The organism is Clostridia bacterium, from assembly GCA_017438525.1.
Classification (GTDB): domain Bacteria; phylum Bacillota; class Clostridia; order Oscillospirales; family RGIG8002; genus RGIG8002.
Map to the genome: position 1 here is coordinate 1 of JAFRVI010000087.1, position 25,742 is coordinate 25,742.

The window sequence follows — 25,742 nt, forward strand, 5'->3', positions numbered from 1 at the left end:
AATACTGATGATACTGGCTTCGGTTTTTACGGCAAAGAGGAAACGATGTGAATAAAACGCCTGACAAACACCTGAGACGAGCGCTTTTCATTTCCGGCGTTGTGTTCCTGCTCGCGGCTGTCGCGCTTGCCGTATTCAATATTTGGGAGTCTGACGCAGCGGGCAGGACATCGCGCAGGGTGGGGGAAAAGCTGCGTGCGGAGATAGTATCCGTGCATTCTCCCGCTTTGCAGCGTAATGACCGCGGTATGTTCAGCGTGACAGTTGAAGGAGAGGAGTATATCGGTATCGTCTGCATACCGTCATTGGGGCTTGAACTTCCTGTTTGTGCGGAATGCAGCGAAAAGCGCCTCAAATCAGTGCCGTGCCTTTATTCAGGTACAGTTGACGGTAATGATATAGTAATTGCCGGACATAATTATGCTTCTCATTTCGGAGGCATTGGTAAGCTTTCGGCGGGAGAAAGTGTCGTTTTCATTTCCGCTGACGGCTTGCGGCGGGATTATGTTGTCGACTGCGTAGAGATGCTTTCATCACATCAAACGGAGGAAATGCAACAGGGCGATTGGTCGCTGACGTTGTTCACGTGCACGTCTTCCGGCGTCAGCCGCATCGCTGTCAGATGCGTCCGCGCTGAAGGACGGTAACCGCATTAAAAGAATAAACAGCATAAAGACAGATCGTAAAAGCCGGTCTGTCTTTATTATTATGCTTTTGAACAATTCGTTATTTCCTCTTGACAAAGCCGGAAAAAAGGTTATACTATATACAGAAGTGTTTCAAATGATACAGTTTTGAGGCGGTAACATGAACGACGTCAGCTTTATAATGAAAAATGTCGCCCTCTTCGCCGGCGTATCGGAAAGCGCCGTTTCCGCGCTCGTTTCGGACGGCGGCACGCGCCGCGCGGAGTTCGCGCGCGGCGAGGCCGTCTGCCGCCGCGGCGGTGTGAACGACGACCTGATCGTTATCCTCTCCGGCAGGGCGGAGGTGCGAAAGGGCAGCGTCGTCATGCGCGCGCTTCAGGCGGGCGACGTGACCGGCGTTTCCACGCTTTTCGGCGGCGACGGAGTAATGGATTCCGACGTAACGGCGCAGACTAAGCTCACGGCGCTGTTCTTCAACAAGTCCGCGGTAGCCGCCGCGCTCGGAAGCGATCCGGCGTTTGCCCGCAACTTCATCGCCTTCCTCTCGGCGCGCGTGCGCTTCCTCAACGGCGTCATCAGCCGCTGCGCCGGAGCGGATTCCGCGGGCAGACTCGCGCGCTACCTCGCTGCGCTGGCGGAGGAGAAGGGCGGGCGCTTCGCGCTGAACGTCAGCCGCGCCGCGGCGGAGCTTTCGCTCGGACGCGCCACGATCTACCGCGCGCTCGATACGCTCGCCGACGTCGGCTGCGTCGAACGCGACGGGCGCTATATCTCGGTTAATGAGGAACGCATAAAAGAGGTTTATTAAAACAATATCGGCTTTTGCCCTTATCGCCAATCAGTCAATATCGGCTTTTGCCCTTATCGTAAATCAGCAAAAAAGGAGAAACCAAAAATGAAAAAAACCGTAACGATCATCCTCGCGCTTGCGCTGTTCGCGCTCGCGCTCACCGGCTGCGGAGCGAAGACTCCGGAGCCCGCTTCCTCGGCCGCGCCCGCCGTCCGCACGGACGTGAGTATCGGCCTTCTTGCCGGCCCGACCGGAGTCGGAGCCGCGAAGCTTCTCGACGACAACGCCGCCGCCAAAACGGCGAACAACTACAAAGCCGCCGTCTTCAACGCGCCCGACGAGGTGACCGCGAAGATAATCAGCGGCGAGCTCGACGTCGCCGCCGTGCCGACCAACCTCGCCGCCGTGCTTTACAAAAAGACCGAGGGCAAGGTGAAGCTCGCCGCGCTGAATACTCTCGGCGTGCTCTACGTGCTGACCGCGGAGGGAACGACCGTTTCCTCCGTCGCCGACCTGAAGGGCAAGACCGTCTACTCCTCCGGCCGGGGCGCGGTTCCGGAGTACGTTCTCAATTATATCCTCGACTCCAACGGCGTCAGAAACGACGTTGAGGTCGTCTACGAAGCGGAGCACGACGCCGTCATCGCCGACCTCGCCTCCGGCAAGGCGCAGATAGCCGTCCTTCCCGAGCCGAAGGTCACCGCCGCGCTGACGCAGGTCGCAGGTGCGTCCGTCGCGCTCGATCTGACGAAGGAGTGGGACAAGGCCGCCGCGCTTGCTGGAAACGGCGGCAGCGTGCTTTCGATGGGCTGCGTCGTCGTCCGCAAGGACTTCGCGGAGCAGCACAAGGACGCGCTCGACGCCTTCCTCGGCGAGTATAAGGCGTCCATCGAATATATGAGCGACGCCGCGAACCTCGACTCCGCCGCCGCGCTCTGCGAGACCTACGGCATAATCCCGAAGGCCGCCGTCGCGAAAAAGGCGCTGCCGAACTGCGGGCTGACCTTCATCTCCGGCGCGGAGATGAAGACGCAGATCGCCGGATTCTATCAGATACTCTTCGACTACAACCCCGCTTCCGTGGGAGGAGCGCTGCCCGATGAGGACTTCTACTACTCAAAGTAAGCATCCGAAACTGAAGAAAACCGCGGTCGTCATACTCACAGCCGCCTTCTGGCTGGGGGTATGGCAGCTTGCGGCTGTGCTGATAAACCAGAATATAGTGCTTTCGCCGCCGCTGACGGTCTTTAAAACGCTCTTCCGCCTCGCCGGAACGGGCGGGTTCTGGCTGACGGTGGCGATGAGCGCGCTGCGCATCTTCTGCGGCTTCGCGCTCGGAGTGCTCGTCGGAGCCGCCTTCGCCGTGCTGACGAAGGTCAGCCGCGTCGCGTACACGCTTTTCAGCCCGATGATGAGCGTGATAAAGGCGACTCCGGTGGCGTCTTTCATCATAATGCTGCTCTTCTTCGCGGAGAATGAGTATATCCCGACCGTGATCTCCTTCCTGATGGTCTTCCCGATAATCTGGGCGAACACCTTCAAGGGCATCGAGGAAACCGACGTGAAGCTGCTGGAGATGGCGAAGGTCTTCGGGCTTTCGCGCCGCGCGACGCTGCGGGAGGTGTACCTGCCGAGCGTCGAGCCGTACTTCGTTCCGGCGGCGCTGACCTCGCTCGGCTTCGCCTGGAAGGCGGGGGTCGCGGCGGAGGTGCTCGCGGCGCCGAAATACGCCGTCGGCGGTATGCTCTACCGCGCGAAGATCTATCTCGAAACGCCGGAGATGCTGGCGTGGACCCTCTGCGTAATAATAATCAGCATGCTGCTCGAGTGGCTGCTTTCGTATTTGCTCAAGCGCAGCACTGCGGGAAGGAGCACCGCCTATGGTAAGGTTTGAAAACGTGACGAAGGCGTTCGGCGATAAGACGGTGCTGCGCGGCTTCTCGTATGAGTTCGGGGAGGGCGTGCGTTACGTTATCACCGGCAGATCCGGCGTCGGCAAAACGACGCTGCTGCGGCTGATATGCGGTCTGCTCCGTCCGGACGAGGGGATAGTGGAGACGGAAGGAGCGCGTGTCCGCGCGGTCTTTCAGGAGGACCGCCTGCTGCCGTGGCGCACCGTGCTCGAGAATGTGAAGCTCGAGGACGGCGACGGGGCGTACGCCCGCGAGCTGCTTTCGGAGCTCGGTCTCGCGGGGGAGGCGGACGCGTTCCCTGCGGCGCTTTCGGGTGGAATGAGCCGCCGCGTCGCGATCGCGCGGGCGCTCTGCGCGAAGCCGGACGTGCTTCTGCTCGATGAGCCGTTCAACGGGCTCGACCCGGATATGAAGGCGCGCGCCGCGGCGCTGATATTCGCGAAAATGAAGGGCAAAACCGTCATAACCGTCGCGCACGACGCCGAATTCGTCGCGGAGTATACCGACGATATACTGACGCTTTCGGAGCCGGATCCGGACGCCGCCGAATAAATGGCGCAAAAGTGAAAAAAACGCTTGACAAACTCGCCGGAACGGTGGTATTATATATGAACGTCGGTGAAGTCGGTCTTTGAAATATCATTGGCTGCGCTGAACCGATAAGGGCCTTTAGCTCAGTTGGTTAGAGCAACCGGCTCATAACCGGTCGGTCCGGGGTTCGAGTCCCTGAAGGCCCACCATACAGGGGTATAGCTCAGTTGGTAGAGCAGCGGTCTCCAAAACCGCGTGCCGAGGGTTCAAGTCCTTCTGCCCCTGCCAGAAAAAAGCACTTGCTTCGGCAAGTGCTTTTTTAATGAAGTCGCCCGCGAGCGGGCTGATGAAGGAATGAAGACGCTTCGCTAATGAAGGAATTGAATGAGAGAAATGAGAGAATCGGGCGACTTCGCTTCATTAGGTGCCACCGCCGCCGTCTTCATTAACAAGCGAATGCGAGTGACTTCATTAGGGCAAAGCCCGTCTTCATTATAATTCCCTTTATCTCATTCCTCCTTGATTAGTTCGCGCAAATATGCTATTATAATTATTAGAGGTGATTGTATGCGCAATGATGAACTTTCAATTCAGTCAATGGGTTTCGCAGTGTCCGTCATCAATCTTGTAAAAGACTTGAAAGCAAAGCATGAAACGATAATTTCAAATCAGATCGGGCGCTCCGGCACGTCGATTGGTGCGAACATCCGAGAAGCGCAGTACGCTCACGGGAAACCGGATTTTATCGCCAAGCTTCAAATCGCGCTTAAAGAAGCAAACGAAACGGGCTATTGGCTTGACTTGCTTTATAAAACGAATTATATAGATGAAAACACATACAAAACACTGGATAATCAATGTGCGTCTATCCGTATAATGCTCGTTGCTTCATGCTCCACTGCAAAATCTCACTTGAAGCATAATGACGTCAGAGGCGAACATGTATGAACGTCGAAAAACCCAAGGCATATTATACCGCGCTGAAGCCTGAGGATATTTGCGGATGTGACTATTGCAGAAACTATATAAAAAGGTTAAAGATTCGTACCCTTTGTTTGATGAGCAGCTGCAAGGTATAGGTGTTGATATTGAGAAGCCGTTTGAAACAATCCCGATAGAGTATGAGGAAGGAGTTGTACAATATACGGGCGTACAATACGTCGTTTTTGGTGACAGAAACATCTTTGTGCCGTTGTCAACAGGTGACGTCTGTATCAGCGTGACTGATAATCATCACGCAACAGATGATATACAAGCCGCTCACTTCATCATTGAAGCCGCTCCGCTGTATCTTCCTTTTGAGTAGTTCTCCTCTTGACATTTTTTTCAAATCATAGTATGCTATAATCACGATGGAAGCCGACGAGTCGGCGTATCCAAATTCACGACAAGGAGATAATCACAATGAAAAAGACGATAGCTGTCGTTATGGCGCTCGTTATGGCGCTGATGCTCGTCGCGTGCGGCGCATCGCAGGAGATGAAGGACGCGGCAGGCACCTATAAGTGCCAGCAGAGCAAGTTCGTCGGCGATACGGAATGGATAACGGACGAGGAGTTTACCCTCGAGTTGAAAGAGGACGGCACCGGCACCCGCACTACCGACGGCACCAGCTATGAGCTGACCTGGAAACTCGAAGGCGAGACCTTCACGATGACAGAGACCTTCCTCGGCCTCACGAACGATTACACCGGCACGCTGAAGGACGGCAAGATCGACATCTTCAACGGCGATCCCGAAAACGATCTTACTTACGAGTACGTTCTCGCCAAGGCGTAATAATCGAATAAACTCAAAGAAAAAAGGCACGCCAAAGGGCGTGCCTTTTTTGATGCGTTTGCTTTACTGATTCTTTTCGCCGCCCCTGTATTCGAGGCAGAGCATCGTCAGATCGTCGAACTGCTCGGCTTCCTTCACGAAGCCGTCGACCGCCGCGCGCACGTTGCGCAGTAATCCTTCCGGATCCGCGTCGGGCTCGGAGTTCAGCGCGGCGAGCATACGGTCGGTGCCGAACAGTTGTTCGCCTGCGTCGGTGGCCTCCGGCACCCCGTCGGTGTAGACGAAGAGCTTAGAGCCGGGGCGCAGCTGCAGCTCGTATTCCTTATACCGCATGCCGTCCATCGCTCCGGCGGCGAGTCCGTGCTTATCCTTGACCAGCTCGAAGGCGCCGTCCGGCTCCTTCAGCGCGGGATACTCGTGGCCCGCGTTCGCGGCGGTGAGCTTGCCGGTGGAGATCTCGAGGATCCCGAGCCAGACCGTTACGAACATCTGTTCGGGGTTGTTCGCGGCAATCTGCTTGTTGACGAGCTCCAGTACCTTCGCGGGCGAAAGCCCCGTCATCGCGGTGTTCTTGATTAGGGCTTTGGTTATCATCATGAATAGCGCGGCGGGTATCCCCTTGCCGGAGACGTCCGCGATGACCGCGGCGAGGTGGTCGTTGTCGAGCATGAAGAAGTCGTAGAAGTCGCCGCCGACCTCCTTGGCGGGATCCATGCTGGCGTAGAGGTCGAATTCATGCCGCTCGGGGAAGGCGGGGAAGACGTTCGGGAGCATCGCGTACTGGATGCGGCTGGCGAGCTCGAGCTCCATGCCGATCCTCTCTTTTTCCGCGGTGATGGTCTTTATCTTTTCCATGTGGTCGTCTATCTCGCGCGCCATATCGGTAACGTCCTCCGAGAGCTGCCCGAGCTCGTTGCGAAGACGAACGCCCGCGAGATCCTTCGACACTGCGCCGCTGTCCTTCGTGGTCTTGTAATCGCGAATGCTGTGCTGCACCTTTTTGATCGGGCGCAGCACGACGAGGTAGATCAGCAGCAGACAGACGGCGGAAAGGACGAGCTGGTTGAGGATCGCCATCGCGGTTCCGGTGCGAGTCTGCGCTTCGATATCGCTTTTGAGCGCGGAAAGGCCGTAGGTCAGGCCGAGAATAACGCTGTGGCCGTCGAAGGAAGTCAGCGTCGAGTAGTAGTCGACGTAGTTGCCCGCGTCGGCGAGGTGGCTGGATTTCTGAAGCGCGCCGCGCATCGCTTCGGTCTGGCTTTCCGCGACGGAGACGACGTTGCCGAGTGGGTAGACCTCCTCGTAGTTCGTGCCTCTGACGGCGCCCGGGTCCGCGGCGCTGAAGAGGAAGAACTGCTTGTCGAACGGCTCCTCCGATACGACGCAGAAAAGGAAATCGACGTGATATGACTGCTTGATCTGATCGACGCGGGTTATCAGGAAGGAGTATATTATCTCGGCGTAGAGCTTCTGATCCTCGGCGGGAAGGGCCTCGCAGTCGGCGTCCGTCATATAGCGCAGCTCCATATCGGGATGGCGCTGTGAGAAAACGCGGCACTTTTCCGCCGTAAGCGTGTCCGCGGCGTACTCGGCGTCGTATTCGATATCGAGTTCGTCCGGATGCTCATACCAGTATTTGATCAGCCATTGACTCGCGGGATACTCGTTTACCGCGCGCCTCGTTTCCTCTGCGATCTCGGAGGCCTGCAGCTCGGTCTGTTTCTTGACGCTGTTGTTGTAGAGGTAGGTCTCGCAGATATACGTCAGCGCGCCGGTTATAAGAACGCCGATAAGAAATATCGCCGCAACTTCGACAAGAAGACTGATGTTCCGTTTTTTGTGTTTAGCGTTCATGTTGTTACCTCGTTGTAGTGGGCGGGTAGGAACCGTATAGTCGAATGATAGCATAATCGGGAATAAGTGTCAAGATATTAGCTGTTTGCGGGGTGAGAATTTGGCGGAAGAAGGAGGAGCTCGTTTCCGTCCTCTTGATCCCGCCAAAATCAAAGCCCCGCCAAAAGGCGGGGCTTTGATTTTGGTGGGAGAGGATGGATTCGAACCATCGAAGTCATCGACAACAGATTTACAGTCTGCCCCCTTTGGCCACTCGGGAACTCTCCCATATTCAGTTTCGCGCCGTCGGTGAAGACAGCGAAAACTATTATACAGTCGCCGCCGCGAAATGTCAATAGTTAATTTTCAAAATATTTGCCTTTCTTTTTCTCACCGCGTGAAGCGCGCGCGAAAAATGCTGTTTTTCCGCGCTTGGTGTTGACATCGCGCCGCCGCGATGCTAATATAATAAATGAAGACTCATCAACGGAGGGGACTTATATGAAACTCAAGAGAATGCTCGGCTTCATACTTTGCCTCGCGCTCTGCGCGGCGGTTTTCAGCGGCTGCGGAAGCAGCTCGGCGGCGGAAAAGGACGTCGTCACGTTCACCGTGACCGATCCCGGCAACGACGTCGGCATACACACGTCTATCCAGAATAAATACCTGAAGGGCGAGGATTACCTGAGCGCTACCGACTACGCGGTCGGAATGCTCGAGCTGAGCCAGCCGGTACCGGTAACGCTCGAATGGTCCGTCGCCGGCGCCGAAGGCAAGGCGGGCAAATATATCGTCAACCTCTCCGAAAAAGAGGATATGTCCAAGCCGAAGGAATACGAGAGCAAGTATAATACCATCCAGATAACCAACCTTAAGATAGGCACGACTTACTACTGGACCGTCACCGCGGTCTTCACTTCCGGCAAGGGCGACGAAAAGACGGAGCAGTCCTACACCTCCGCGGTGCGCAGCTTCACTGTTTCGGCCGACTGCCCGCGCAACCTGTACGTCGACGGCGTGACGAACTTCCGCGACATGGGCGGCTGGCCCACCGAGAGCGGCCGCGTCGTCAAGCAGGGGCTCATCTTCCGCTGCGGCACGATCAGCGACGGCAAGCCCGGCGAAGTCCGCGCCAGAGTTACCGACGAGGGCAAAAAGACGATGCTCGAGGAGCTCGGCGTCAAGTCGGAGCTCGACCTGCGCGTCGCCGAAAACGGCGAGAACGGCCAGATCACAAAGAGCGTGCTCGGCAAGAAGGTCAACTATTACAACTGCCCGATGAGCTACGACGGTAACATCCTCGAGATAAACGCGCCTGAAATAAAGGCGGCGTTCGACGTATTCGCGGATAAAGACAACTACCCGATATTCTTCCACTGCGCGATAGGCACCGACCGCACCGGCTGCGTTGCGTTCCTGCTCAACGGCCTGCTCGGCGTCAGCGAGGAATCCCTGTATCGCGACTATATGTTCTCCAACTACGGCGAGATCTGGGGATCCCGCGACGGCGGAGCGATCACGAACTACATCGACCGCCTGCAGAAGTTCGGCGGCGAGCGCCTGAGCGACCGCATCCGCAACTACCTAATCAGCATCGGCATGACGAACGAACAGCTCGATACCATCGTCGAGATAATGCTCGGCAAATAAGAAGAATAAGCGCCGGCTCCCACGCTCAAGCGGTGAATTCCCAAGTGAAGAAGCGCCCGGGCACCTCCCTCAGACGAGGGAGGTGTCATTTTTTGCTTGCAAAAAATGACGGAGGGAGTGAATCTGCCGCGCAGCGGCAATACCACTGACGCGCAGCGTAAATACCACTTGCCCGAAGGGCAAATACCACTATCGCGTCAGCGATAATATAACTGCCGACGAAGTCGGCACACTCGGCTCCCCTGTGTAAGGGGAGCTGTTATTTTTGCGGAGCAAAAATGACTGAGGGGTTGTTAGCTGTCGTTCAGCCTGCCGCGTAATTACGACAACCCCTCCGTCTTGCCGTCCGCTCCGCGTCCGGCAATCCACCTCCCCTTACACAGGGGAGGCCTCCCGACGCTGCTGCTCAGTATGACGTCCTTGCAATCTTGCCGTTTAATCCGCATATCACTTGACAAATCCCTGTTATGTGCTACAATATATCTAAATAACTATTACTATTCTCGTCCGGAGGAAAAGCCCTATGAATAAACGCTTTCTCACAAAAACTCTCTCAATCATCATCGCCGCGGCGATGATGATTGCGTTGCTCCCGACGGGGCTTATTTCCGTCTCAGCCGCAACCGCCGAAAGCGGTAAGTGTGGAGATAATCTGACGTGGAATCTCGACTCTGCCGGCAATCTCATCATCAGCGGCACGGGAACGATGAATAATTATTTCTCTTCAACGGTGGGGCCGTGGGGTTCTGGAATAAAAACGGTAACTATCAGATCAGGTGTGACGAGCATCGGCGAAAAGGCGTTCTACTACTGCACCGGCTTGACGAGCGTAACGATACCCGACGGCGTGACGAGCATCGGTGAACACGCGTTTGAGGACTGCACCGGTCTGACGAGCGTGACGATAGGTAGCGGCGTGACGAGCATCGGAAGGTATGCGTTCTGCAATACCGGATACTATAACAATGAGACTAATTGGGAAAACGATGTACTTTATATTGGTACTTGGCTTATAGAGTCTAAAAGCAATAAATCCGGAGTGTATATGATTAAAAACGGTACGGTTGGTATAGCTGATTATGCCTTCCGCGGCTGCACCGGTCTGACGAGCGTGACGATACCGGACAGCGTAACGAGCATCGGCTTGGGTGCGTTCTACGGCTGCACCGACTTGACGAGCGTAACGATACCCGACGGCGTGACGAGCATCGGTAATTATGCGTTCTACGGCTGCAAGCGTCTGACGAGCGTGACGATAGGCGACGGCGTTGCGAGCATCGGCGGTCATGCGTTCTGCGACTGCACCGGCCTGACGAGCGTGACGATACCGAACAGTGTGACGAGCATCGGCCGGTATGCGTTCTATAATACCGGATACCATAACAATGAGGCTAATTGGGAAGACGATGTTCTCTATATCGACAACTGGCTTATAGAAGCAAAAAACGGTATATCTGGAGCGTATACGATAAAAAACGGTACGGTTGGTGTTGCCTCTTATGCGTTCGGCTGGCGCGACGGTCTGACGAGCGTGACGATACCGGACAGCGTAACGAGCATCGGCTTGGGTGCGTTCTACGGCTGCAAGCGTCTGACGAGCGTGACGATAGGCGACGGCGTTGCGAGCATCGGCGATTATGCGTTCTACGGTTGCACCGGTCTGACAAGCGTGACGATAGGCAACGGCGTGACGAGCATCGGTGAACACGCGTTCCGCGGCTGTACCGGTCTGACGAGCGTGACGATAGGCAGCGACGTTGCGAGCATCGGCAGTCGTGCATTCTATGGATGCATCGGTCTGACGAGCGTGACGATACCGGACAGCGTGACAAGCATTGGCGATCTGGCGTTCTCCGGCTGCACCGGTCTGACGAGCGTAACGATACCGGACAGCGTGACGAGCATCGGCGACAGCGCGTTCTACGGCTGCACCGACTTGACGAGCATAACGATACCCGACGGCGTGACGAGCATCGGTAATTATGCGTTCTACGGCTGCAAGCGTCTGACGAGCGTGACGATAGGCAACGGCGTGACGAGCATCGGTGAACACGCGTTCCATTACTATAGTAACGGTGGATACAAACCGCTCGACGTCATCTTAACGGTTGTTGAGAATTCATACGCTCACAGGTACGCTGCTGATGAGGGGTTCCAGTATGAGCTGGAGACTTGTTATCCGCACGAATGGAGCGAATGGGAGACCACTGCAGAGCCAACATGCACGGAAGCAGGCGAAAAGATGCGCGTTTGTTCCCTTTGCGGAAAGTATGATACCAGATCGATCAATCCGCTTGGACACAGATGGGGTGAATGGGATTATATCAGTCAGGCGACTTGTGCCGCCTCTGGGGAAAAGAAGCATATTTGTAATGTATGCGGAGCGTATGAGGTGCGTGAGATTATGCCCCTTCCACACGAATGGAGCGAATGGAGGATTACGGTTCCGAATACATATAATTCCGAAGGCGAGGAAACAAGGGCTTGCTCATCCTGCGGGTTGCGTGAGACGAGGTTGATACCGGTCGCCTCTCTTACAGATATTGTGCTGACAAAGCTTCCGGCGAAGTTGCGCTATCTCGTCGACAAGGATCAGCTCGATATTTCGGGTGGCGCGATCACGATATACTTCGATAACGATACGACGCGCGAGGCGTACATGGTCTATAACGACGGGCAGACGAATCTGATGTTCGCGGACGATTTCTCCGTCGCGCCGTTCACCGTCAGCGGATTCGATAACCGGTTCGCCGGCGCTTGCGCCGTTACTGTCACGTATCAGGGGCACAGCGCGGCGTTCGAGGTTGAAATAGTCGACAAAGAGATTGTCGGCATAAGCGTTGCCAAGACGCCGAACAAGACGGTCTACGAGGCGGGAGAAGCACTCGAACTCACCGGCGGCAGGCTGATGTTGAGTTATAATAACGACACTTATCAATACGCTAATCTGATCACCGTTGCGGGCGTTACGCGTATGGTTATCGAAGGGGAGAGCGCCTCGCGCGAAGTAAGCGTTTCCGGATTCGACAGTCAGTGGGGCGGCGTCAAGACGGTAGTTATAGCTTACGAGGGCTTTGAAGCTTCGTTTGAGGTGACGGTCAACGGTCCGGCGGCGGTTGCAAAAGGCGACTCCGACGGCGACGGGAAGATCACCGTTTCCGACGCGCTCGCGGCGCTGCGTATCGCGGCGAAACTGGTAGTGCCGACCGACGAGGACCTACTCATCCTCGATATCGACGGTGACGGTGCGATTACGGTTTCTGACGCCCTTGCGATATTGCGCGTCGCCGCAAGGCTCGTCGATTCGCTGTAAAACCGGCGGCTCCCTCGCGCAAGCGGGGGAGTTGTTTTTACGGAGGGGAAACATGCATCGCTTTCAGCGGTTCACACCGAATGAAATAAAGCCCGCGGGGTGGCTGAAGCGTCAGCTTCGCATACAGGCGGACGGCCTCGGCGGCCGTCTCGACGAGGTCTGGCGCGACGTGCGCGACAGCGCGTGGATCGGCGGCTCCGCCGAGGGCTGGGAGCGCGTCCCGTATTGGCTGGACGGCTTCATTCCGCTCGCCTTCCTGCTGGAAGACGGGGGGATGATCGCGCGCGCGAAGCGTTATATCGACGCGATCCTCGCTTCGCAGAAGCCGTCCGGCTGGATATGTCCGCATCCGGAGGAGGACGCCGCGAACTACGACTCCTGGGCGATCCTGCTGATCTCGAAGGCGCTGACCGTATGGGCGCGGTGCAGCGGCGACGAACGCGCCGACGCCGCGCTTTACAAGCTGCTGAAAAACTATCACGCGCTGCTTTCCTCGGGCGCGGTCAAGCTCTTCGACTGGGGCGCTTACCGCTGGTTCGAGGGCTGCGCGGCGATAGAGTATATCCATTCGCGCCGTCCGGAGCCGTGGCTGAAGGAGCTCGCCGCGCTGCTTCGTGAGCAGGGCGTGAAGTGGGCGGAAAAAACGCCGCTGTGGGAAGCTCCCGCGGAGGCGTGGAATTACGATACGCATATAGTCAACGTCGCGATGGCGCTGAAGGCGGAGGCGGTCTCGCACGAGCTTTTCGGAGAGGAATACTTCGGCGAAGCCGACCGCTTCCTCGATATCCTCGACCGCTTCAACGGCACGCCCGTAGGGGTCTTCACCGGCGACGAGATACTTTCGGGCTTGAGCGCGATACAGGGCACGGAGCTCTGCGCTGTCGCGGAGCTGATGTATTCCTGTGAGCAGCTTTACGCCCGCACGGGCGCGGAGAAGTGGGCGGAACGCCTCGAGCTTATCGCCTTCAACGCGTTCCCGGCGGCGTTCAGCGACGATATGTGGGCGCACCAGTACGATCAGCAGAGCAACCAGATCGCCTGCGAGCGATTCCCCGGCAGACCGGTGTTCCGCACCAACAACTGCGAGGCGCACATTTTCGGGCTGGAGCCGAACTACGGCTGCTGCACGGCGAATTTCGGGCAGGGCTGGCCGAAGCTCGCGCTTTCGGCGTTCATGCGCGGCGAAGGCGAGGTCGTCAGCGCCGTTCCGGTCCCGTCGCGGCTCGATTGCGATATCTGCCGTATAGAGCTTGAAACCGACTATCCGTTCGATACGGAGTTCGTTTACACGGTTGAGGCGAAGGCGCCCTTCGCGCTCGCGCTGCGCGCGCCGTCATACGTCAGGGCGGCGTTCGTCGACGGCGCGGCCGTGACGCCGGAGGCGGACGGGCTTTTCCGCGTCCGCTTCGCCGCGGGGGAAAGGCGCGTTCTGCGCGTGCGGTGGGAGGTCGGAACGGAGCTGCTGCGCCGTCCGCACGGGCTCGTCAGCGTGAAGCGCGGGCCGCTTGTCTTCGCGCTGCCGATAGCTTACGAAAAGCGTATGCGCGAATACGAGCGCGACGGCGTCGAGCGGAAATATCCCTATTGCGACTACGAATATCTGCCGAAAAGCGAGTGGCAGTATGCGCTCGCGGACGGCTTTGAGGTTGATTTCCGCGGCGTCGGTGAAACGCCGTTTTCGTCCGCGCGCCCGCCTGTGGCGCTGAAAGCGAAGGCGCGGCGCATCGACTGGGGCTTCGAGGAGGGCTACACCTCCGTCTGCGCGAAGGAGCCGCGCTCCCGCGTCCCCTTCGGCGAGGCCGTACCCGTCGAGCTTTGGCCTTACGGCTGCGCGAAGCTCCGCGTCACCGAGCTGCCGCTTATCCGATAAACGAGCGCATAAAAAACGCTTCCGGCTGCGCGCCGGAAGCGTTTTCTTATATTTCACGCTATACGGACTTCATCTCTTTCTTTAAGAGGAAAATGTTATGCGCGACGAGCATCGCGCAGAAGAGAAGCACGGCGATGAGCAGTATCAGCGTGAAATCGCGCATCAGCGCGTACGACGCGCCGCCGAAGCCCTTGACGATAAGGTGCGCGGCAACGTATGAAAGCGGCAGGAACGCGAGCCGGACGAGCCATTTCCGCGCCGTTTCGCGCCTGCGGAATATGAATGCCGCGGCGATCAGCAGCGCGAGCAGCCCGAGCGCGCCGTAGAAGTAATAGTTCAGCGTCAGGCGGGGCAGCGTCTGCGTACCGCCGGCGCGGTTGAGCCCGAAGACGAAAACGTCTTCACTTCCGTCGTTCGGGGTGTAGTACAGACTGAACGGGTGGGCGTTTAGCACGTACCCGAACTGAACGGTGTGCCCGGAGGCGTCTTCGGGAGGCGCGGAATTTTTCCAGATAGGATTGCCTTCCTCGTCGACCGATTTGAAGACTATATTTCCGTATGCGTTGGTAATTATCTTAGTGTCCGAGTTGTTGACTAAAATGACTGAAAACGCGCCGTCGGCGTCGGAGGTGTTCCTCGCTATCGTCGCAGGCGAGGCCTTGCGGTTGAACAGTCTGTCCCACGGCGTCGTCCACGCTTCGAGGCGGCAGACCCAGCCGTGTTCGCCGGAAGAGGTGGTGTCGGTCTCGGGCTCGTCGGTGAAGACGTAGTCGTATCCGGTCACGCGGTCGGTGAAGGTGACTTCCGCGCTCAGATCGCCTCCGCTCTGTTTTATGTCCGCGACGGCTTCCTCGTATGAGAGGTATTCCCGCGTAGTCAGGAAGGCGAACGCCGTTGCGAACAGCGCCGCGACGAGCACGACGGTGAGTATGACCGCTTGTATGCGTTTCCTGATTATCGCTTTCTTTATGCTTTTGAGCGGAGCTTTTTCCGCCTCCGGCGCGGGGGCGGGGGAAGCGCCGCTTTTGACCGTTTCGTACTCCTTCTCGCATTCCTCGCATCCGGCGACGTGCGCCGCGATGAAGTCCGCGGTCTCGGGCGCGACCATATCCTCCGCGTAAAGCGGGAGCAGATCTCTGACGATGCTGCAGTCTTTATTCATTATTCTCATCCTCCATTTCCGCAAGGATCATTTTTCGCGCGCGGTGGTAGGTGACGCACGCCCAGTTTTCGTTTTTGCCGAAGACCTCGCCGATCTGTCTGAAGCTCATCTGCGCGAAAACGCGCCACATAAACACTTCTTTATACGGCTCGGGGAGCAGGTGAAGGGCGCTTCTGACGCGCTCCGCCTCGGCGTTTTCGACGAGGAGGTCTTCTACCGCGGCGGCGGAGGCGGGTTCGGCTTCGGCGTCGAGCGGGGCGAGGCGTTTTGACTTTTTGAGGTGCGAGAAGTAACAGTTTTTCGCGATGCGGCAGAGCCAGACGCGTATCTCGCAGTCGCCGCGGAAGCCGTCGATCGCGCCGAGCGCCTTGAAGAAGGTTTCGCTCGTGATCTCTTCCGCCGTGTCCGCGCTGCCGGAGAGCTTAAGGATATAGGCGTAGACGTCGCTGAAATATTCGCGATAGACCTGTTCGAACTGCGTCACTTTTCCACCTCCTTCGTAAAAGAGACTCGGTTAGCGGGATAATCTTACAATAATATTAACATAGTAAAAAGAAAAACGCAAGGGAGCCGGCGGACGCGCACGTCTGTCATCCCGAGGCGTTCCGCCGAGGGATCCCCCGCGATTTGCAGGGTGCTTGCGGAAGGAAGGGGATTCCTCGCTTCGCTCGGAATGACAGAACTGCCGCGCGTGCCCCTGCCGCGCTCGCGCGCGGCGGACGGATTTTCTTCTCGCTTGCGCAAAGCGCCCCCGGCGCTTTGCTGCTGATTCGCCTGCGGCGAATCAGAGCTCGTTTCAAATCCGTTCACAATTATACATAAAATAATACTGAAGGGGACCCAACAGGGTCCCCTTCAGTATTATTTGGAGCTGGTGGACGGATTTGAACCCCCGACCTGCGCATTACGAATGCGCTGCTCTACCGGCTGAGCTACACCAGCGCGCGCGGAAATCAAATTTCCTATTGAAATCCGAACGGATATATATTATAATAAAATCAGCGAAATGTCAACAACAAAATTGAAAAGGCCGGAAGAAAATTTGAAGACTGCTCTGACTGTTACAAAGAACGGTAAAACCGTCATATGCGACGCCGAAAAGGGCGAGAGCATTCTCGCCGCGCTGCGCCGCGCCGGCATTTTCATCCCCGCGTTCTGCGGCGGACACGAGCTGTGCGGCAAATGCCGCGTGAACGCGTCCGGCGCGCTTTCGCCGGTTACCGAGGCGGAAAAAGAAAAACTCACGCCCGAAGAAATCGCCGCCGGCGCGCGCCTCGCGTGCTCCGCGCGTATCGAAGGCGACGCCTCCGTATCCGTTCCCGACGACGGGGAATACAGCGTGCTGACCGATACCGGCGACGCTTCGCCCGACTGCTTCCCGTCCTGCTGGGAAGGGCTCGGAGCCGCCGTCGACCTCGGCACGACCACCATCGCGATATACGTCTACTCGCTCGAAACGCGCCGCAGAGTCGGCGTCGTCAGCGGAGTCAACCGCCAGCAGTCGCTCGGCGCGGACGTCATCTCGCGCATCGAATACTGCCTTAACAATCCCGACGGGAGCAAGCGCGCCCGCGACCTCGCCGTCGGCCAGATAAGCGAAATGCTCGCCGGCTTCGGCAAAAAGCGCGGCATACCCGTTAACCGTCTGCGCTCGCTTACGGTGGCGGGCAACACCGCGATGCTCTATCTGCTGACCGGCAGAAGCCCGAAGGCGCTTTCCGCCGCTCCGTTTGAGGCGGACGAACTTTTCGGCAGCTTTCACAAGGCGACCGACCTCGGCTTCGAACTGCCGGAGGCGAACGCGTTCCTGCTGCCCTGCGTCTCGGCGTTCGTCGGCGGCGACGTGACCGCCGGAATCGTCTCCGCGGGACTTCACGAAACGGATAAAAACGTACTTTTCATAGATTTCGGCACGAACGGCGAAATGGTGCTCGCTTCCGGCGGGAAGCTGACCTGCTGTTCGACCGCCGCCGGCCCCGCCTTCGAGGGCGCGCGCATCAGCTGCGGCGTCGGAGGCGTGCCGGGTGCGATAAACCGCGTAACGCTCGATAACGGGAAGGTCGTTCCGAAGACCATCGGCGGCACATTCCCGGTGGGACTTGCCGGAAGCGGACTTATCGACGCCGTCGCCTGCCTGAGGCGGCTCGGGAGGATCGACGAAAGCGGCTTCCTCGCGGAGCCGTATGAAATAGCCGAGGGCGTGACGCTTCAGCCGCAGGACGTGCGGGAGCTGCAGCTCGCGAAATCCGCCGTCCGTGCCGGAGCGGAAACGCTGCTTGAAAAAGCGGGGCTGACCGCCGCGGATCTTGATGAAGTTCTGCTTACCGGCGGCTTCGGCGCCGGGCTCGACAAAGGCAACGCGCTCGCGCTCGGACTGCTGCCGGAGGTTCCGGCGGAGAAGGTCCGCGCGCTCGGCAACTGCGCCGGAGCGGGCGCGGTGCGCACGCTGCTTTTCCCGGAGGCGCTCGCGGAGCTCGAGACCGCCGTCACGAAGGCGAGTACGATACAGCTCGACGGGGATCCGTCGTTCAGCGAAAAATTCATGGAGCATATGCTATTCCCAAAAATATAAAACGAGGGTGATACCGAATGAAAAAAACGATAAGCGCCGAGACTGCCCGTATCCTCGGGCGTTACAGAGTCCTCCCGGACGGGATCGACGTGTCGTGGGTAAACAGCGGAATAGAACTGCGCTTCCGCGGAACGCAGCTCGTGCTTTCCGTCCGCTCGACCTCGACCGAGAAGATCAAGCAGGCGTTCCTGCAGGTCTGGATCGACGGCAAGCGCCGCGCCCGCATCAAGACCAAGCTCGGCGAGGACGATTACGTCGCCGCCTACGGCCTTGAAGACCGCGAGCACACCGCGAAGATCCTGCTTGTGAGCGAAACGCAGTGGCATCCCTTCGCCTTCCTCGCCGCCGAGACGGACGGCGAGATCCTCCCGCCGCCGGAAGCGCCCGCCGGGCAGCTTAAGTTCGACTGCTACGGCGACTCGCTGACCTGCGGCGTCGGCACGATCCCCGGCTGGCCGGGCCCCGACAGCGACTGGCAGGATTCCACCCTCGCGCACGCCTACCGCATCGTCGAGCACTTCGGCGGCGACGGGCAGTACACCGCGATAAGCGGCTGGGGCATCTTCCGCGGCTACTGCGGCGACGAGCCCTCCAACATCCCGCGCGTTTTCGACTGCACTACCATGGCGACGGAGGAGAAGTACGACGTCGCCTCCCGCGACGCGGACTATATCATCGTAATGCTCGGCACGAACGACACCGCCAACCCCGTCGAGCGCGAAACGCTCCGCGACGCGTACCTGCGTTTCTTCAACAAGCTCCGCGCCGTCTCTCCGCGCGCGAAGATATACTGCAGCACCACCGAAGCCGCCGTGCCCGCGCTTGACGACGCGGCGAAGCTGTTTTCCGAGACCGACTCCGTCGGCGCGGTCCGCGTCGACATCCCCAAGACCGGACACCGCGACTACGCCGGCAGCTACGGGCATCCGAGCGGCGCGTGGGGCAGGGACGTCGCGGCCTGCTATATCGCCGCGATAGAGCGTCAGGTATGATGTTTCAGTGAATAAGCTTTCCAGACTGCAACGAAAGGAAGGATAGATATGAAAAGGATAATAACGCTTGTGATAATGGCCGCGATTCTGCTCGGCAGCATGATCGGCGCGTCGGCGCTGACGGCGCAGCAGCAGGCGGCTCCGGCCGCCGAAGGCGAAGTCAACGCCGTACCGACCGAAGCGGGAGACGGCGCAGGCCCGGAATACGCCGCGGCGAGAAGCTACACCATCAACCGCAGCAACGTTCGCGTTTACGGCAGACAGGAGCCGAACGCCAACACCGTCTTCGCGTACTGGGAAGGCGCCGGCATCGGCGTGCGTTTCATCGGCACGAAGCTTACTCTTGCCATGTCGTGCAGCATACGCAACAGCAACGAGCTGCCGTATTTTCAGGTTTGGGTCGACGGCGAACGCACCCTGCGCTTCAATATCACCAACGGTTCCGGAACCTATACCGTCGCCGATAATCTCGGCGAGGGCGAGCATTACGTCCGCGTGCTGCTCACCACGCAGTCGTTCTATGACCAGATCCAGTTCGTGACAGCGACGATAACCGGCACCGGCGCGGCGCTTCTCGACCCGGTCTACGATCCCGATCAGCTGATAATGGATATTTACGGCGACTCCATCACCGCCGGACACGGAACTCTCGGCAACGAATCGGATTACACCTTCAGGACGAACGACGCGACCTCAACCTACGCCTACGTCACCGCCGAACACTTCGGCGCCGACGCAAACGTCTGCGCGATCAGCGGCTGGGGAATGTACCAGGGTTACAACGCCGACCGAAACGGAATTATCCCGAGAGTCTGGAACTTCATTTCAATGAAGACCAGCCATATCTGGACCGGCTTTGCCGACCGCCAGGCCGACGTCGTTACCGTCGCGCTCGGCACTAACGATATGTGGTTCTGGAAAGACGATATGTCGCGCGAACTTTATATCGGCGCGTATATGGAATTCCTCGGCAAGCTGCGTGAAGTTTATCCGGAAGCGAGCTTCTTCCTGCTTCACAATATGATGGACGACCGTACCTTCACCGATCAGGAGACCGGCACGAGATACACCTTCTGCGACAACGTCGCGGAGGTCGCACGCCGCTTCTGCGAGATAGACGAGATTGGCGCGACTTTCATCCGTATGCCGAGTTATTACGAAAAGCCCGAATACACCGGCAGCGGCGGGCATCCTTCCGAAGCGTACAGCTACGCGGAATATCACCACCTCGCCGACGCTATCGAAGAGCGCTTCTACGGCGACTGGGAGTATAAGCTGCTCGCCGCCGCCGAGGAGCTCGAGCTTCTCGACACGGCGGGTGCTTACGCCGAAACGATCGCCTCCGCGAAGCGGACGGCCGCCGACTGGCACTCCACGGGCAGAAACCCCAAACGCTTCTGCAAAGAGATCGAAGAGATCGTCGCGGGTATGGCTTCGCCGACCGCAGCGCTTTCGGAGGCAGTTGACGCCGCGAACGCCGCCCTTGCGGGCAGCGGACTGACCGATAACGAACGCAGCGCGCTCGGTATCCTCGCCGCCAAGGCGCAGGAGCTGATAGATGACGCCGCCGCGCCCGCGGAGCTTAATTCCGCCGCCGCCGCGCTGAACGAAGCGGTTTCCAAAATCGGCGACGCCGCGTACTTTGAAAATATCGACCTCGGCGCGAAGCTGATCTCCGCCAAGCTGTCGCTCGACGGCAGCGGCTACGCCGCAAATCTCGTTCCGGCAAAGGGAGAGAAGGTATACGTCCGCGTCCGCGCTTCCGTTCCGAAGGAAGAGATCAGCGGCAAGCTGGCCGGAGACCCCTACAGAAGCTCCCGCAGAGGAATCAAGCTGAACACCGCCGAGCCGGAGAGCGAAAGCGTCTCCAACGGCGTATACGAATACGTTTTCACCGCGGTCGCCGGAGCGTCGGAGGGCCTTGAGCTTTCCGTCGGCGGCGAGGAAACGAAAATAAAATTTGAGGAAGCCGGCGGCCCGGCAGTTCCGCCGCACGAGCCGGATTTCCGCTTCGTCGGCGACAATCTGAAGCAGGCGGTGACGCCCGCCGCGCCCGCGGCGTCCGTCGTCGCGGCTGCCGATAAGGCCGCGTCCGGCGTCAGCAGGATCGCCGTCATCGGCGGCGACGTTGATATGGCGCGACACGTCTGGGAGGTCGTCTTCGGCGCCGGTTACGCCGACGTCCGCTCCTCCGGAAAGTATACGCTGCTCACCGCCTGCGCTCTGGCGGATAACATAGTATCGCTCGGCGTCGATGCCGTGATACTTAACGTCGGTTCCGACGGGCTCACCGTTGATGAGGACAAGGAAGCTTACGAATCCCTGATCCGCAAGCTGCTGACGGCGGAGAACGCTCCCGCGGTCGTCTGCGTCCTCGCGACCGGCGACAGCGAACTGAACGCCGCCCGCGCCGAGATCGCGGCCGCTTACGGACTGCCGTGCGCCGACGCCGATATGATCATAAACTCCGCGCTCGCCGCCGGTTACGCGAATCGCGAGATACGTCTCGATAACGGACGCCTGACCGCACTGAGCAACAGAATGATAACGGAAGCGGCGATCTACGGGCTTTACGCCTCCGCAGGAAAAGAGCCCTGCGGACTGCCCGAAGCGGCGACGGCGCTGAGATTTATCAATCTCGAGCTGCTTACTCCGGATACCACAACTCCGAAGTCGCTCAGCGTCTACACCCCCGCGGAGAGCGCGGATCCGAACTGGGCTTCCTGCTGGAAGACCTCGACCGGCAGAGGTTCGCTGAAGTTCGATCTGACTGACTGCAGGAGCGTAATCGTCATTTACGGAGACTGTTCCGGCAACGACAACGCCGCGATGCTTATCAAGGCGTTCGGCAAGAACAAGTCTAAAACGCTCAGATTTGAGCCCTACTCTACCAACGCGGTTGTCGCTTACCTGGGTGACGCCGCATCCGGCGAGCTTTCGCTGACGCCGAGCTTCCGCGGCGAATCGGCGATATACGCCATCGTGGTCGGCTATTGAATGAAAGAGTGAAAACGGGCGCAAGAAAAGTAAAAAAATCTCTTGACAAACCCGACTTACTGTGATAAGATAACAAAGCTTGTCGTGAAAACGGCGCAAATACAACAAAACTTTGCCGTCATAGGCGGCGGAACGGAGATATAATATGAGTTGGTTCGTAATTATTATAGCGGCGATAGTTCTCGTCACCTGCATAGCGGTCGTGGCGGTCGTCCTGCTTCAGAGCGCCCGCAGCGCGTCCATCAGCGGCACCATCGCCGGCGGCGCTGATAAGCTCTTCGGCGGCAAGGATAAGAAACGCGCCCGTACCATAGATGAAAAGCTCGAAAAGGCCACTCCTTATATGGCCGGTCTTATTATAGTGCTCGTCGTGGTGCTGAACCTTGTTTACCTGTTCTCGAAATAAGAGATAATCACAATGACGGAAAAATCCCCTTCTGCTGCAAGGCGGAGGGGGATTTTTGTATATTCGGCATAATCTGCGGGATTTCGCGCATCCGCGAATATGAAATAAATGTGAAAACGCTTGACTATTTTCTGATTTCGTGATAAATTGAGACATAGAAACAGTACGCGATCTGCGTCGGAGGTGCGCGATGCCGCACGGCAGTTCATTTGAAAATGAAATCAGATATATACCGGTTTCCTCTATCAGCGACTACGTCGAAGCCGTCGGAAGAAGGCGTTGCTGCCGTCTGCTTTTCGTTTCCGACGGGATCGTTTTTTGTACCCTGAACGGCAAAAAGTGTCAGTTCGGGCAGGGGGATGTGGTTTTCCTGCGCAAAAAGGACGATCTGCTCTTTTTCAGCCGTTCCGGCGCGGATACCCGTGTCTGCGCGCTGATCTTCGGCGAAGGTGTGCTCGCGGACATATCCTCATTCCTCGCGGGAGGATACCTCGCGTCCGCGGAAGCGGAGGAGCCGCCGGTCGTGCGGCTGCGCGGGATACAGCGAAACAAGACGGAGCGCGATATGATGCTTCCGGCTTCCGCGGACCCCGCGGACAAGGTGCTTCTGCGTCTCATCGCGGCGCAGGTGATTTATGAGTGCTTCGTTATCCGCACAGAGCTGCCGGATTGGCTTGAAACGCCGCCGGACTGGTTCATCGAGTACTATATGCTGCTGTCGCGCCACTATATTTTTACCAAGCCGTTCAACGAGATAATCGCCCTCGCGGGCAAGAGCAGAGAATACATCTCGCGTCTTTTCAAAAGCGTTACGGGCAAAAATATCTCCGATTACATCGTCGATATGCGCATCAACTACGCCTGCAAACTGCTGAAAAACAGCAGTATGGACGTTATGGAAATATCATTTGAATGCGGATTCGACAACCTGTCGACGTTTTATCATCATTTCTCTCCGCGCGTGGGTATGCCGCCCAAACGCTACAGAGACGCGGCGCGACGTTCGTGACCGTTCATAAAATAATAATACGAATATAATATCCTATCAAAAAGGAGAAACCGCTATGAAAAGAATCGCAAAGTTTATTACGTTAGTTCTCGCAATCTCACTCGTTTTCGGTGCGTTCGGCATATCCGCCGCCGCCGAAGGCGTCGCGACCGTAACCGTGAGCAGCGCGCAGGCCGCTCCCGGCGAAACCGTCAAGGTGGACGTGAGCATTTCGGACTGCGCGCAGTTCTCGAGCTACACCATCTACGTTTCCTACGACAGCGAATACGTGACCGCCGTTGAAGCGAAAAAGGTTATGAATATGTCGCTTTATATGCCCAACCTCACCGTTGACGGCAAAAAGGTGGTCGCCGTAGTCGGCGGAAGCGTGAGCAACGTCACCCAGAACGGCGTTATCGCCACGATTGAGTTCAAGATCGCGGATAACTATCCCGGCGGCATCACCGAGGTCCCGCTGAAGATAACGAAGTGCAAGCTGACCGAGTTCAACGGCAAGAACGACGTTGAGATCGCTTCGCAGAGCGTCGACGGCAAGCTGATCATCAGCGGCGCCGGAAACGTCGTCTGGAACGGCGACGGCGGCGCTACCGAGATCACTCCCTCCAAGCTCACCGACGAGCAGGCCGCGGAGTATAAGAATCCGCTGAGCGGCGAAAGCGTCACCGGCGGCGATTATTATATCAACGAGGATTCAAAGATCGCCATTCCCGCCGCAGACGTTGAGAACGGCGTGAAGAACGATCCGGACACCTGGAAGGCCGTCGAAGAAGAAGTCAAACCCGACGATACTCCCGCCTCCTCCGAAGATCCCGCGCAGGGTAGTGAGCCCTCCGGTGAAGCCGGCGGCAAGCTCAACTGGCTGCTCATCGGCTGCATCGCGGGCGGCGCGGCGGTCGTTATCGCGGGCGTGATCGCCGTCATCGCGATAATGAAGAAAAAGAATAAAACGGAGCAGGAGTAACTCCGAACGCATAAGAAAGAAGCAACGTCAATGCAAAAGGTCAAAAAAGTACTTTCATTGATATTTATAGACGGGCTTTCCGGAATGGCGCTCGGCCTCTTCGCCACGCTCATCGTCGGCACGATAGTTGGGCAGATCGCGAGCTATATCGGCGGCGCGTTCGGCGACTGGCTGAACTCGGTCGCCTCCGTTGCGAAGGCGGTCACCGGCGCCGGCATCGGCGTAGGCGTGGCGTGCAAGTTCAAGCGCCCGCCGCTTGACGTCATAACCGCCGGCGCGGTCGGAATGATCGGCGCCTTCGCGAGCGCGATACTGAAGGGTACGCTGCTCGACGGCGGCAAGGTCGTCCTCTCCGGCCCGGGCGAACCGCTCGGCGCCTTCATCGCCGTCATGGCGGCGATCGGCGTCGGAATGCTCGTTTCCGGCAAGACGAAGGTAGATATCCTCGTCACTCCGCTTTCGATGCTCGCCGTCGGAGCGGCGGTCGGTCTGCTTCTCGGGCCGCCCATCTCCGCGCTTATGACCGCGCTCGGCGGCTTCATCAACTGGGCGACGGAACAGCATCCGCTGGTCATGGGCATAGTCGTCTCCGTGGTTATGGGGCTCTGCCTGACGCTCCCGATATCCTCGGCGGCGATAGGCATTTCGCTCGGCCTCGGCGGCATAGCCGCGGGCGCGGCAGTCGTCGGCTGCTGCTGCCAGATGATCGGCTTCGCCGTTTCGAGCTACCGCGAGAACAAGCTCGGCGGCTTCTTCGCGCAGGGGATAGGCACTTCGATGCTGCAGATGCCGAACATAATCAGGCATCCGCTGATATGGATACCGCCCACGCTCGCGAGCGCGATCCTCGGCCCGGTCGCGACCCTGCTCATCAAGCTGCCCTGCAACGCCATCGGCTCCGGAATGGGCACCGCCGGTCTCGTCGGCCCGATAATGACCTATACCGAGATGGCGAACGCGGGTCAGCCCGTCTGGTCGTCGCTGCTGATAATCGCGGCGATACTCGTCGTCGCGCCGGCGGCGCTTTCGCTGCTCTTCTCGGAGATCATGCGCAAGCTCGGCTGGATAAAGCAGGGCGATATGCTGCTTGATATCTGACACGGAATAACACGCAATGAAAAAGGACGCTCAATGAGCGTCCATTTTGCATACCTGCGGCCATACAGATAAAACAAAAAGCACGCCGCAAGACGTGCTTTTGCTATACGGGAAAAAACCGTTTTTACTTATTCTCGTTCGCGCGCTTCATGATGGCGGACTTTTTGTTCGCGGCGGTGTTCTTGTGGAGAATACCCTTCGCGGCGGCCTGGTCGATCG

General features: G+C 58.2%; 22 protein-coding genes and 4 tRNA genes. 20 read left to right on the plus strand and 6 right to left on the minus strand.

Features of this window, described 5'->3' with window-relative positions; all coding sequences use genetic code 11:
• The first annotated feature begins 47 nt into the window (after window positions 1-47).
• The 10 genes from IJL83_08020 to IJL83_08065 all read left to right on the plus strand — a co-directional run bounded on the left by IJL83_08020 (window position 48) and on the right by IJL83_08065 (window position 5,660).
• Window positions 48-647 carry a sortase gene (locus IJL83_08020; protein MBQ6553542.1) on the plus strand — a complete coding sequence of 200 codons (600 nt, stop codon included), beginning with the start codon at window positions 48-50 and terminating at the stop codon, window positions 645-647.
• Window positions 648-807: 160 nt separating this feature from the next.
• Complete coding sequence (locus IJL83_08025; GenBank protein ID MBQ6553543.1) at window positions 808-1,455, plus strand: Crp/Fnr family transcriptional regulator; 648 nt, start codon at window positions 808-810, stop codon at window positions 1,453-1,455.
• Between the two features lie 87 nt (window positions 1,456-1,542).
• A complete protein-coding gene (locus tag IJL83_08030; protein ID MBQ6553544.1) occupies window positions 1,543-2,562 on the plus strand; it encodes an ABC transporter substrate-binding protein in 1,020 nt (339 codons plus the stop codon).
• Window positions 2,537-3,331, plus strand: coding sequence for an ABC transporter permease subunit (locus tag IJL83_08035; GenBank protein ID MBQ6553545.1), 795 nt, complete (start codon window positions 2,537-2,539; stop codon window positions 3,329-3,331). The genes IJL83_08030 and IJL83_08035 overlap by 26 nt, the downstream gene beginning before the upstream one ends.
• Window positions 3,318-3,902 (plus strand): ABC transporter ATP-binding protein, encoded by a 585-nt coding sequence (locus IJL83_08040; GenBank protein MBQ6553546.1) that lies wholly within the window; start codon window positions 3,318-3,320, stop codon window positions 3,900-3,902. The genes IJL83_08035 and IJL83_08040 overlap by 14 nt, the downstream gene beginning before the upstream one ends.
• A gap of 111 nt (window positions 3,903-4,013) precedes the next feature.
• Window positions 4,014-4,090 (plus strand) — tRNA-Ile (locus IJL83_08045).
• A 3-nt stretch (window positions 4,091-4,093) separates the two neighbouring features.
• Window positions 4,094-4,169 (plus strand) — tRNA-Trp (locus tag IJL83_08050).
• A 279-nt stretch (window positions 4,170-4,448) separates the two neighbouring features.
• Window positions 4,449-4,829 (plus strand): four helix bundle protein, encoded by a 381-nt coding sequence (locus IJL83_08055; GenBank protein MBQ6553547.1) that lies wholly within the window; start codon window positions 4,449-4,451, stop codon window positions 4,827-4,829.
• Between the two features lie 64 nt (window positions 4,830-4,893).
• Window positions 4,894-5,187: a hypothetical protein gene (locus tag IJL83_08060; GenBank protein ID MBQ6553548.1), complete on the plus strand. Its 294-nt coding sequence runs from the start codon at window positions 4,894-4,896 to the stop codon at window positions 5,185-5,187.
• 98 nt (window positions 5,188-5,285) lie between these two features.
• Window positions 5,286-5,660: a hypothetical protein gene (locus tag IJL83_08065; GenBank protein ID MBQ6553549.1), complete on the plus strand. Its 375-nt coding sequence runs from the start codon at window positions 5,286-5,288 to the stop codon at window positions 5,658-5,660.
• Between the two features lie 63 nt (window positions 5,661-5,723).
• Here the strand turns inward: IJL83_08065 and IJL83_08070 are convergent, their stop codons facing one another.
• Window positions 5,724-7,514 (minus strand): SpoIIE family protein phosphatase, encoded by a 1,791-nt coding sequence (locus IJL83_08070; protein ID MBQ6553550.1) that lies wholly within the window; start codon window positions 7,512-7,514, stop codon window positions 5,724-5,726.
• 182 nt (window positions 7,515-7,696) lie between these two features.
• Window positions 7,697-7,781 (minus strand) — tRNA-Tyr (locus IJL83_08075).
• 213 nt (window positions 7,782-7,994) lie between these two features.
• On the opposite strand from IJL83_08075, the gene IJL83_08080 reads away from it, so the two are divergent.
• From IJL83_08080 to IJL83_08090, 3 genes are all read left to right on the plus strand, one after another.
• Window positions 7,995-9,143 carry a tyrosine-protein phosphatase gene (locus tag IJL83_08080; GenBank protein MBQ6553551.1) on the plus strand — a complete coding sequence of 383 codons (1,149 nt, stop codon included), beginning with the start codon at window positions 7,995-7,997 and terminating at the stop codon, window positions 9,141-9,143.
• Window positions 9,144-9,666: 523 nt separating this feature from the next.
• The gene (locus IJL83_08085) at window positions 9,667-12,456 is read left to right on the plus strand and encodes a leucine-rich repeat protein (GenBank protein ID MBQ6553552.1); all 2,790 of its coding nucleotides are present in this window, start codon (window positions 9,667-9,669) and stop codon (window positions 12,454-12,456) included.
• A gap of 52 nt (window positions 12,457-12,508) precedes the next feature.
• Entirely contained in the window at window positions 12,509-14,326 is a 1,818-nt protein-coding gene (locus tag IJL83_08090; protein MBQ6553553.1) for a glycoside hydrolase family 127 protein, read from the plus strand.
• A gap of 58 nt (window positions 14,327-14,384) precedes the next feature.
• Here the strand turns inward: IJL83_08090 and IJL83_08095 are convergent, their stop codons facing one another.
• The 3 genes from IJL83_08095 to IJL83_08105 form a co-directional block, all read right to left on the minus strand.
• Window positions 14,385-15,488: a zf-HC2 domain-containing protein gene (locus tag IJL83_08095; GenBank protein ID MBQ6553554.1), complete on the minus strand. Its 1,104-nt coding sequence runs from the start codon at window positions 15,486-15,488 to the stop codon at window positions 14,385-14,387.
• The gene (locus IJL83_08100; GenBank protein ID MBQ6553555.1) at window positions 15,481-15,972 is read right to left on the minus strand and encodes an RNA polymerase sigma factor; all 492 of its coding nucleotides are present in this window, start codon (window positions 15,970-15,972) and stop codon (window positions 15,481-15,483) included. Before IJL83_08100 ends, IJL83_08095 begins: the two co-directional genes overlap by 8 nt.
• A 382-nt stretch (window positions 15,973-16,354) precedes the next feature.
• A tRNA-Thr gene (locus IJL83_08105) sits at window positions 16,355-16,430 on the minus strand.
• A gap of 100 nt (window positions 16,431-16,530) precedes the next feature.
• Here IJL83_08105 and IJL83_08110 point away from each other — a divergent pair.
• From IJL83_08110 to IJL83_08140, 7 genes are all read left to right on the plus strand, one after another.
• The gene (locus IJL83_08110; GenBank protein ID MBQ6553556.1) at window positions 16,531-18,060 is read left to right on the plus strand and encodes a DUF4445 domain-containing protein; all 1,530 of its coding nucleotides are present in this window, start codon (window positions 16,531-16,533) and stop codon (window positions 18,058-18,060) included.
• Window positions 18,061-18,077: 17 nt separating this feature from the next.
• Window positions 18,078-19,052, plus strand: a complete 975-nt coding sequence (locus tag IJL83_08115; GenBank protein MBQ6553557.1) for a hypothetical protein — start codon at window positions 18,078-18,080, stop codon at window positions 19,050-19,052.
• Window positions 19,053-19,100: 48 nt separating this feature from the next.
• The gene (locus tag IJL83_08120; protein ID MBQ6553558.1) at window positions 19,101-22,049 is read left to right on the plus strand and encodes a hypothetical protein; all 2,949 of its coding nucleotides are present in this window, start codon (window positions 19,101-19,103) and stop codon (window positions 22,047-22,049) included.
• A 145-nt stretch (window positions 22,050-22,194) separates the two neighbouring features.
• The gene (gene secG, locus IJL83_08125; protein MBQ6553559.1) at window positions 22,195-22,455 is read left to right on the plus strand and encodes a preprotein translocase subunit SecG; all 261 of its coding nucleotides are present in this window, start codon (window positions 22,195-22,197) and stop codon (window positions 22,453-22,455) included.
• A 190-nt stretch (window positions 22,456-22,645) separates the two neighbouring features.
• Window positions 22,646-23,464 (plus strand): helix-turn-helix transcriptional regulator, encoded by an 819-nt coding sequence (locus tag IJL83_08130; GenBank protein MBQ6553560.1) that lies wholly within the window; start codon window positions 22,646-22,648, stop codon window positions 23,462-23,464.
• Between the two features lie 55 nt (window positions 23,465-23,519).
• The gene (locus tag IJL83_08135) at window positions 23,520-24,425 is read left to right on the plus strand and encodes a hypothetical protein (GenBank protein MBQ6553561.1); all 906 of its coding nucleotides are present in this window, start codon (window positions 23,520-23,522) and stop codon (window positions 24,423-24,425) included.
• 30 nt (window positions 24,426-24,455) lie between these two features.
• On the plus strand, window positions 24,456-25,523 hold the full coding sequence (locus tag IJL83_08140) for a PTS sugar transporter subunit IIC (GenBank protein ID MBQ6553562.1): 1,068 nt from the start codon (window positions 24,456-24,458) through the stop codon (window positions 25,521-25,523).
• Between the two features lie 124 nt (window positions 25,524-25,647).
• Here the strand turns inward: IJL83_08140 and IJL83_08145 are convergent.
• A partial coding sequence (locus IJL83_08145) for a 30S ribosomal protein S20 (protein ID MBQ6553563.1) occupies window positions 25,648-25,742 on the minus strand: 95 nt, incomplete at its 5' end.

Coding starts and splice junctions, on each gene's coding strand:
- IJL83_08025 (MBQ6553543.1), top strand. CDS start 808: ATGAACGACGTCAGCTTTATAATGAAAAATGTCGCCCTCTTCGCCGGC.
- IJL83_08030 (MBQ6553544.1), top strand. CDS start 1,543: ATGAAAAAAACCGTAACGATCATCCTCGCGCTTGCGCTGTTCGCGCTC.
- IJL83_08035 (MBQ6553545.1), top strand. CDS start 2,537: ATGAGGACTTCTACTACTCAAAGTAAGCATCCGAAACTGAAGAAAACC.
- IJL83_08040 (MBQ6553546.1), top strand. CDS start 3,318: ATGGTAAGGTTTGAAAACGTGACGAAGGCGTTCGGCGATAAGACGGTG.
- IJL83_08055 (MBQ6553547.1), top strand. CDS start 4,449: ATGCGCAATGATGAACTTTCAATTCAGTCAATGGGTTTCGCAGTGTCC.
- IJL83_08065 (MBQ6553549.1), top strand. CDS start 5,286: ATGAAAAAGACGATAGCTGTCGTTATGGCGCTCGTTATGGCGCTGATG.
- IJL83_08070 (MBQ6553550.1), bottom strand. CDS start 7,514: ATGAACGCTAAACACAAAAAACGGAACATCAGTCTTCTTGTCGAAGTT.
- IJL83_08080 (MBQ6553551.1), top strand. CDS start 7,995: ATGAAACTCAAGAGAATGCTCGGCTTCATACTTTGCCTCGCGCTCTGC.
- IJL83_08085 (MBQ6553552.1), top strand. CDS start 9,667: ATGAATAAACGCTTTCTCACAAAAACTCTCTCAATCATCATCGCCGCG.
- IJL83_08090 (MBQ6553553.1), top strand. CDS start 12,509: ATGCATCGCTTTCAGCGGTTCACACCGAATGAAATAAAGCCCGCGGGG.
- IJL83_08095 (MBQ6553554.1), bottom strand. CDS start 15,488: ATGAATAAAGACTGCAGCATCGTCAGAGATCTGCTCCCGCTTTACGCG.
- IJL83_08115 (MBQ6553557.1), top strand. CDS start 18,078: ATGAAAAAAACGATAAGCGCCGAGACTGCCCGTATCCTCGGGCGTTAC.
- IJL83_08120 (MBQ6553558.1), top strand. CDS start 19,101: ATGAAAAGGATAATAACGCTTGTGATAATGGCCGCGATTCTGCTCGGC.
- secG (MBQ6553559.1), top strand. CDS start 22,195: ATGAGTTGGTTCGTAATTATTATAGCGGCGATAGTTCTCGTCACCTGC.
- IJL83_08130 (MBQ6553560.1), top strand. CDS start 22,646: ATGCCGCACGGCAGTTCATTTGAAAATGAAATCAGATATATACCGGTT.
- IJL83_08135 (MBQ6553561.1), top strand. CDS start 23,520: ATGAAAAGAATCGCAAAGTTTATTACGTTAGTTCTCGCAATCTCACTC.
- IJL83_08140 (MBQ6553562.1), top strand. CDS start 24,456: ATGCAAAAGGTCAAAAAAGTACTTTCATTGATATTTATAGACGGGCTT.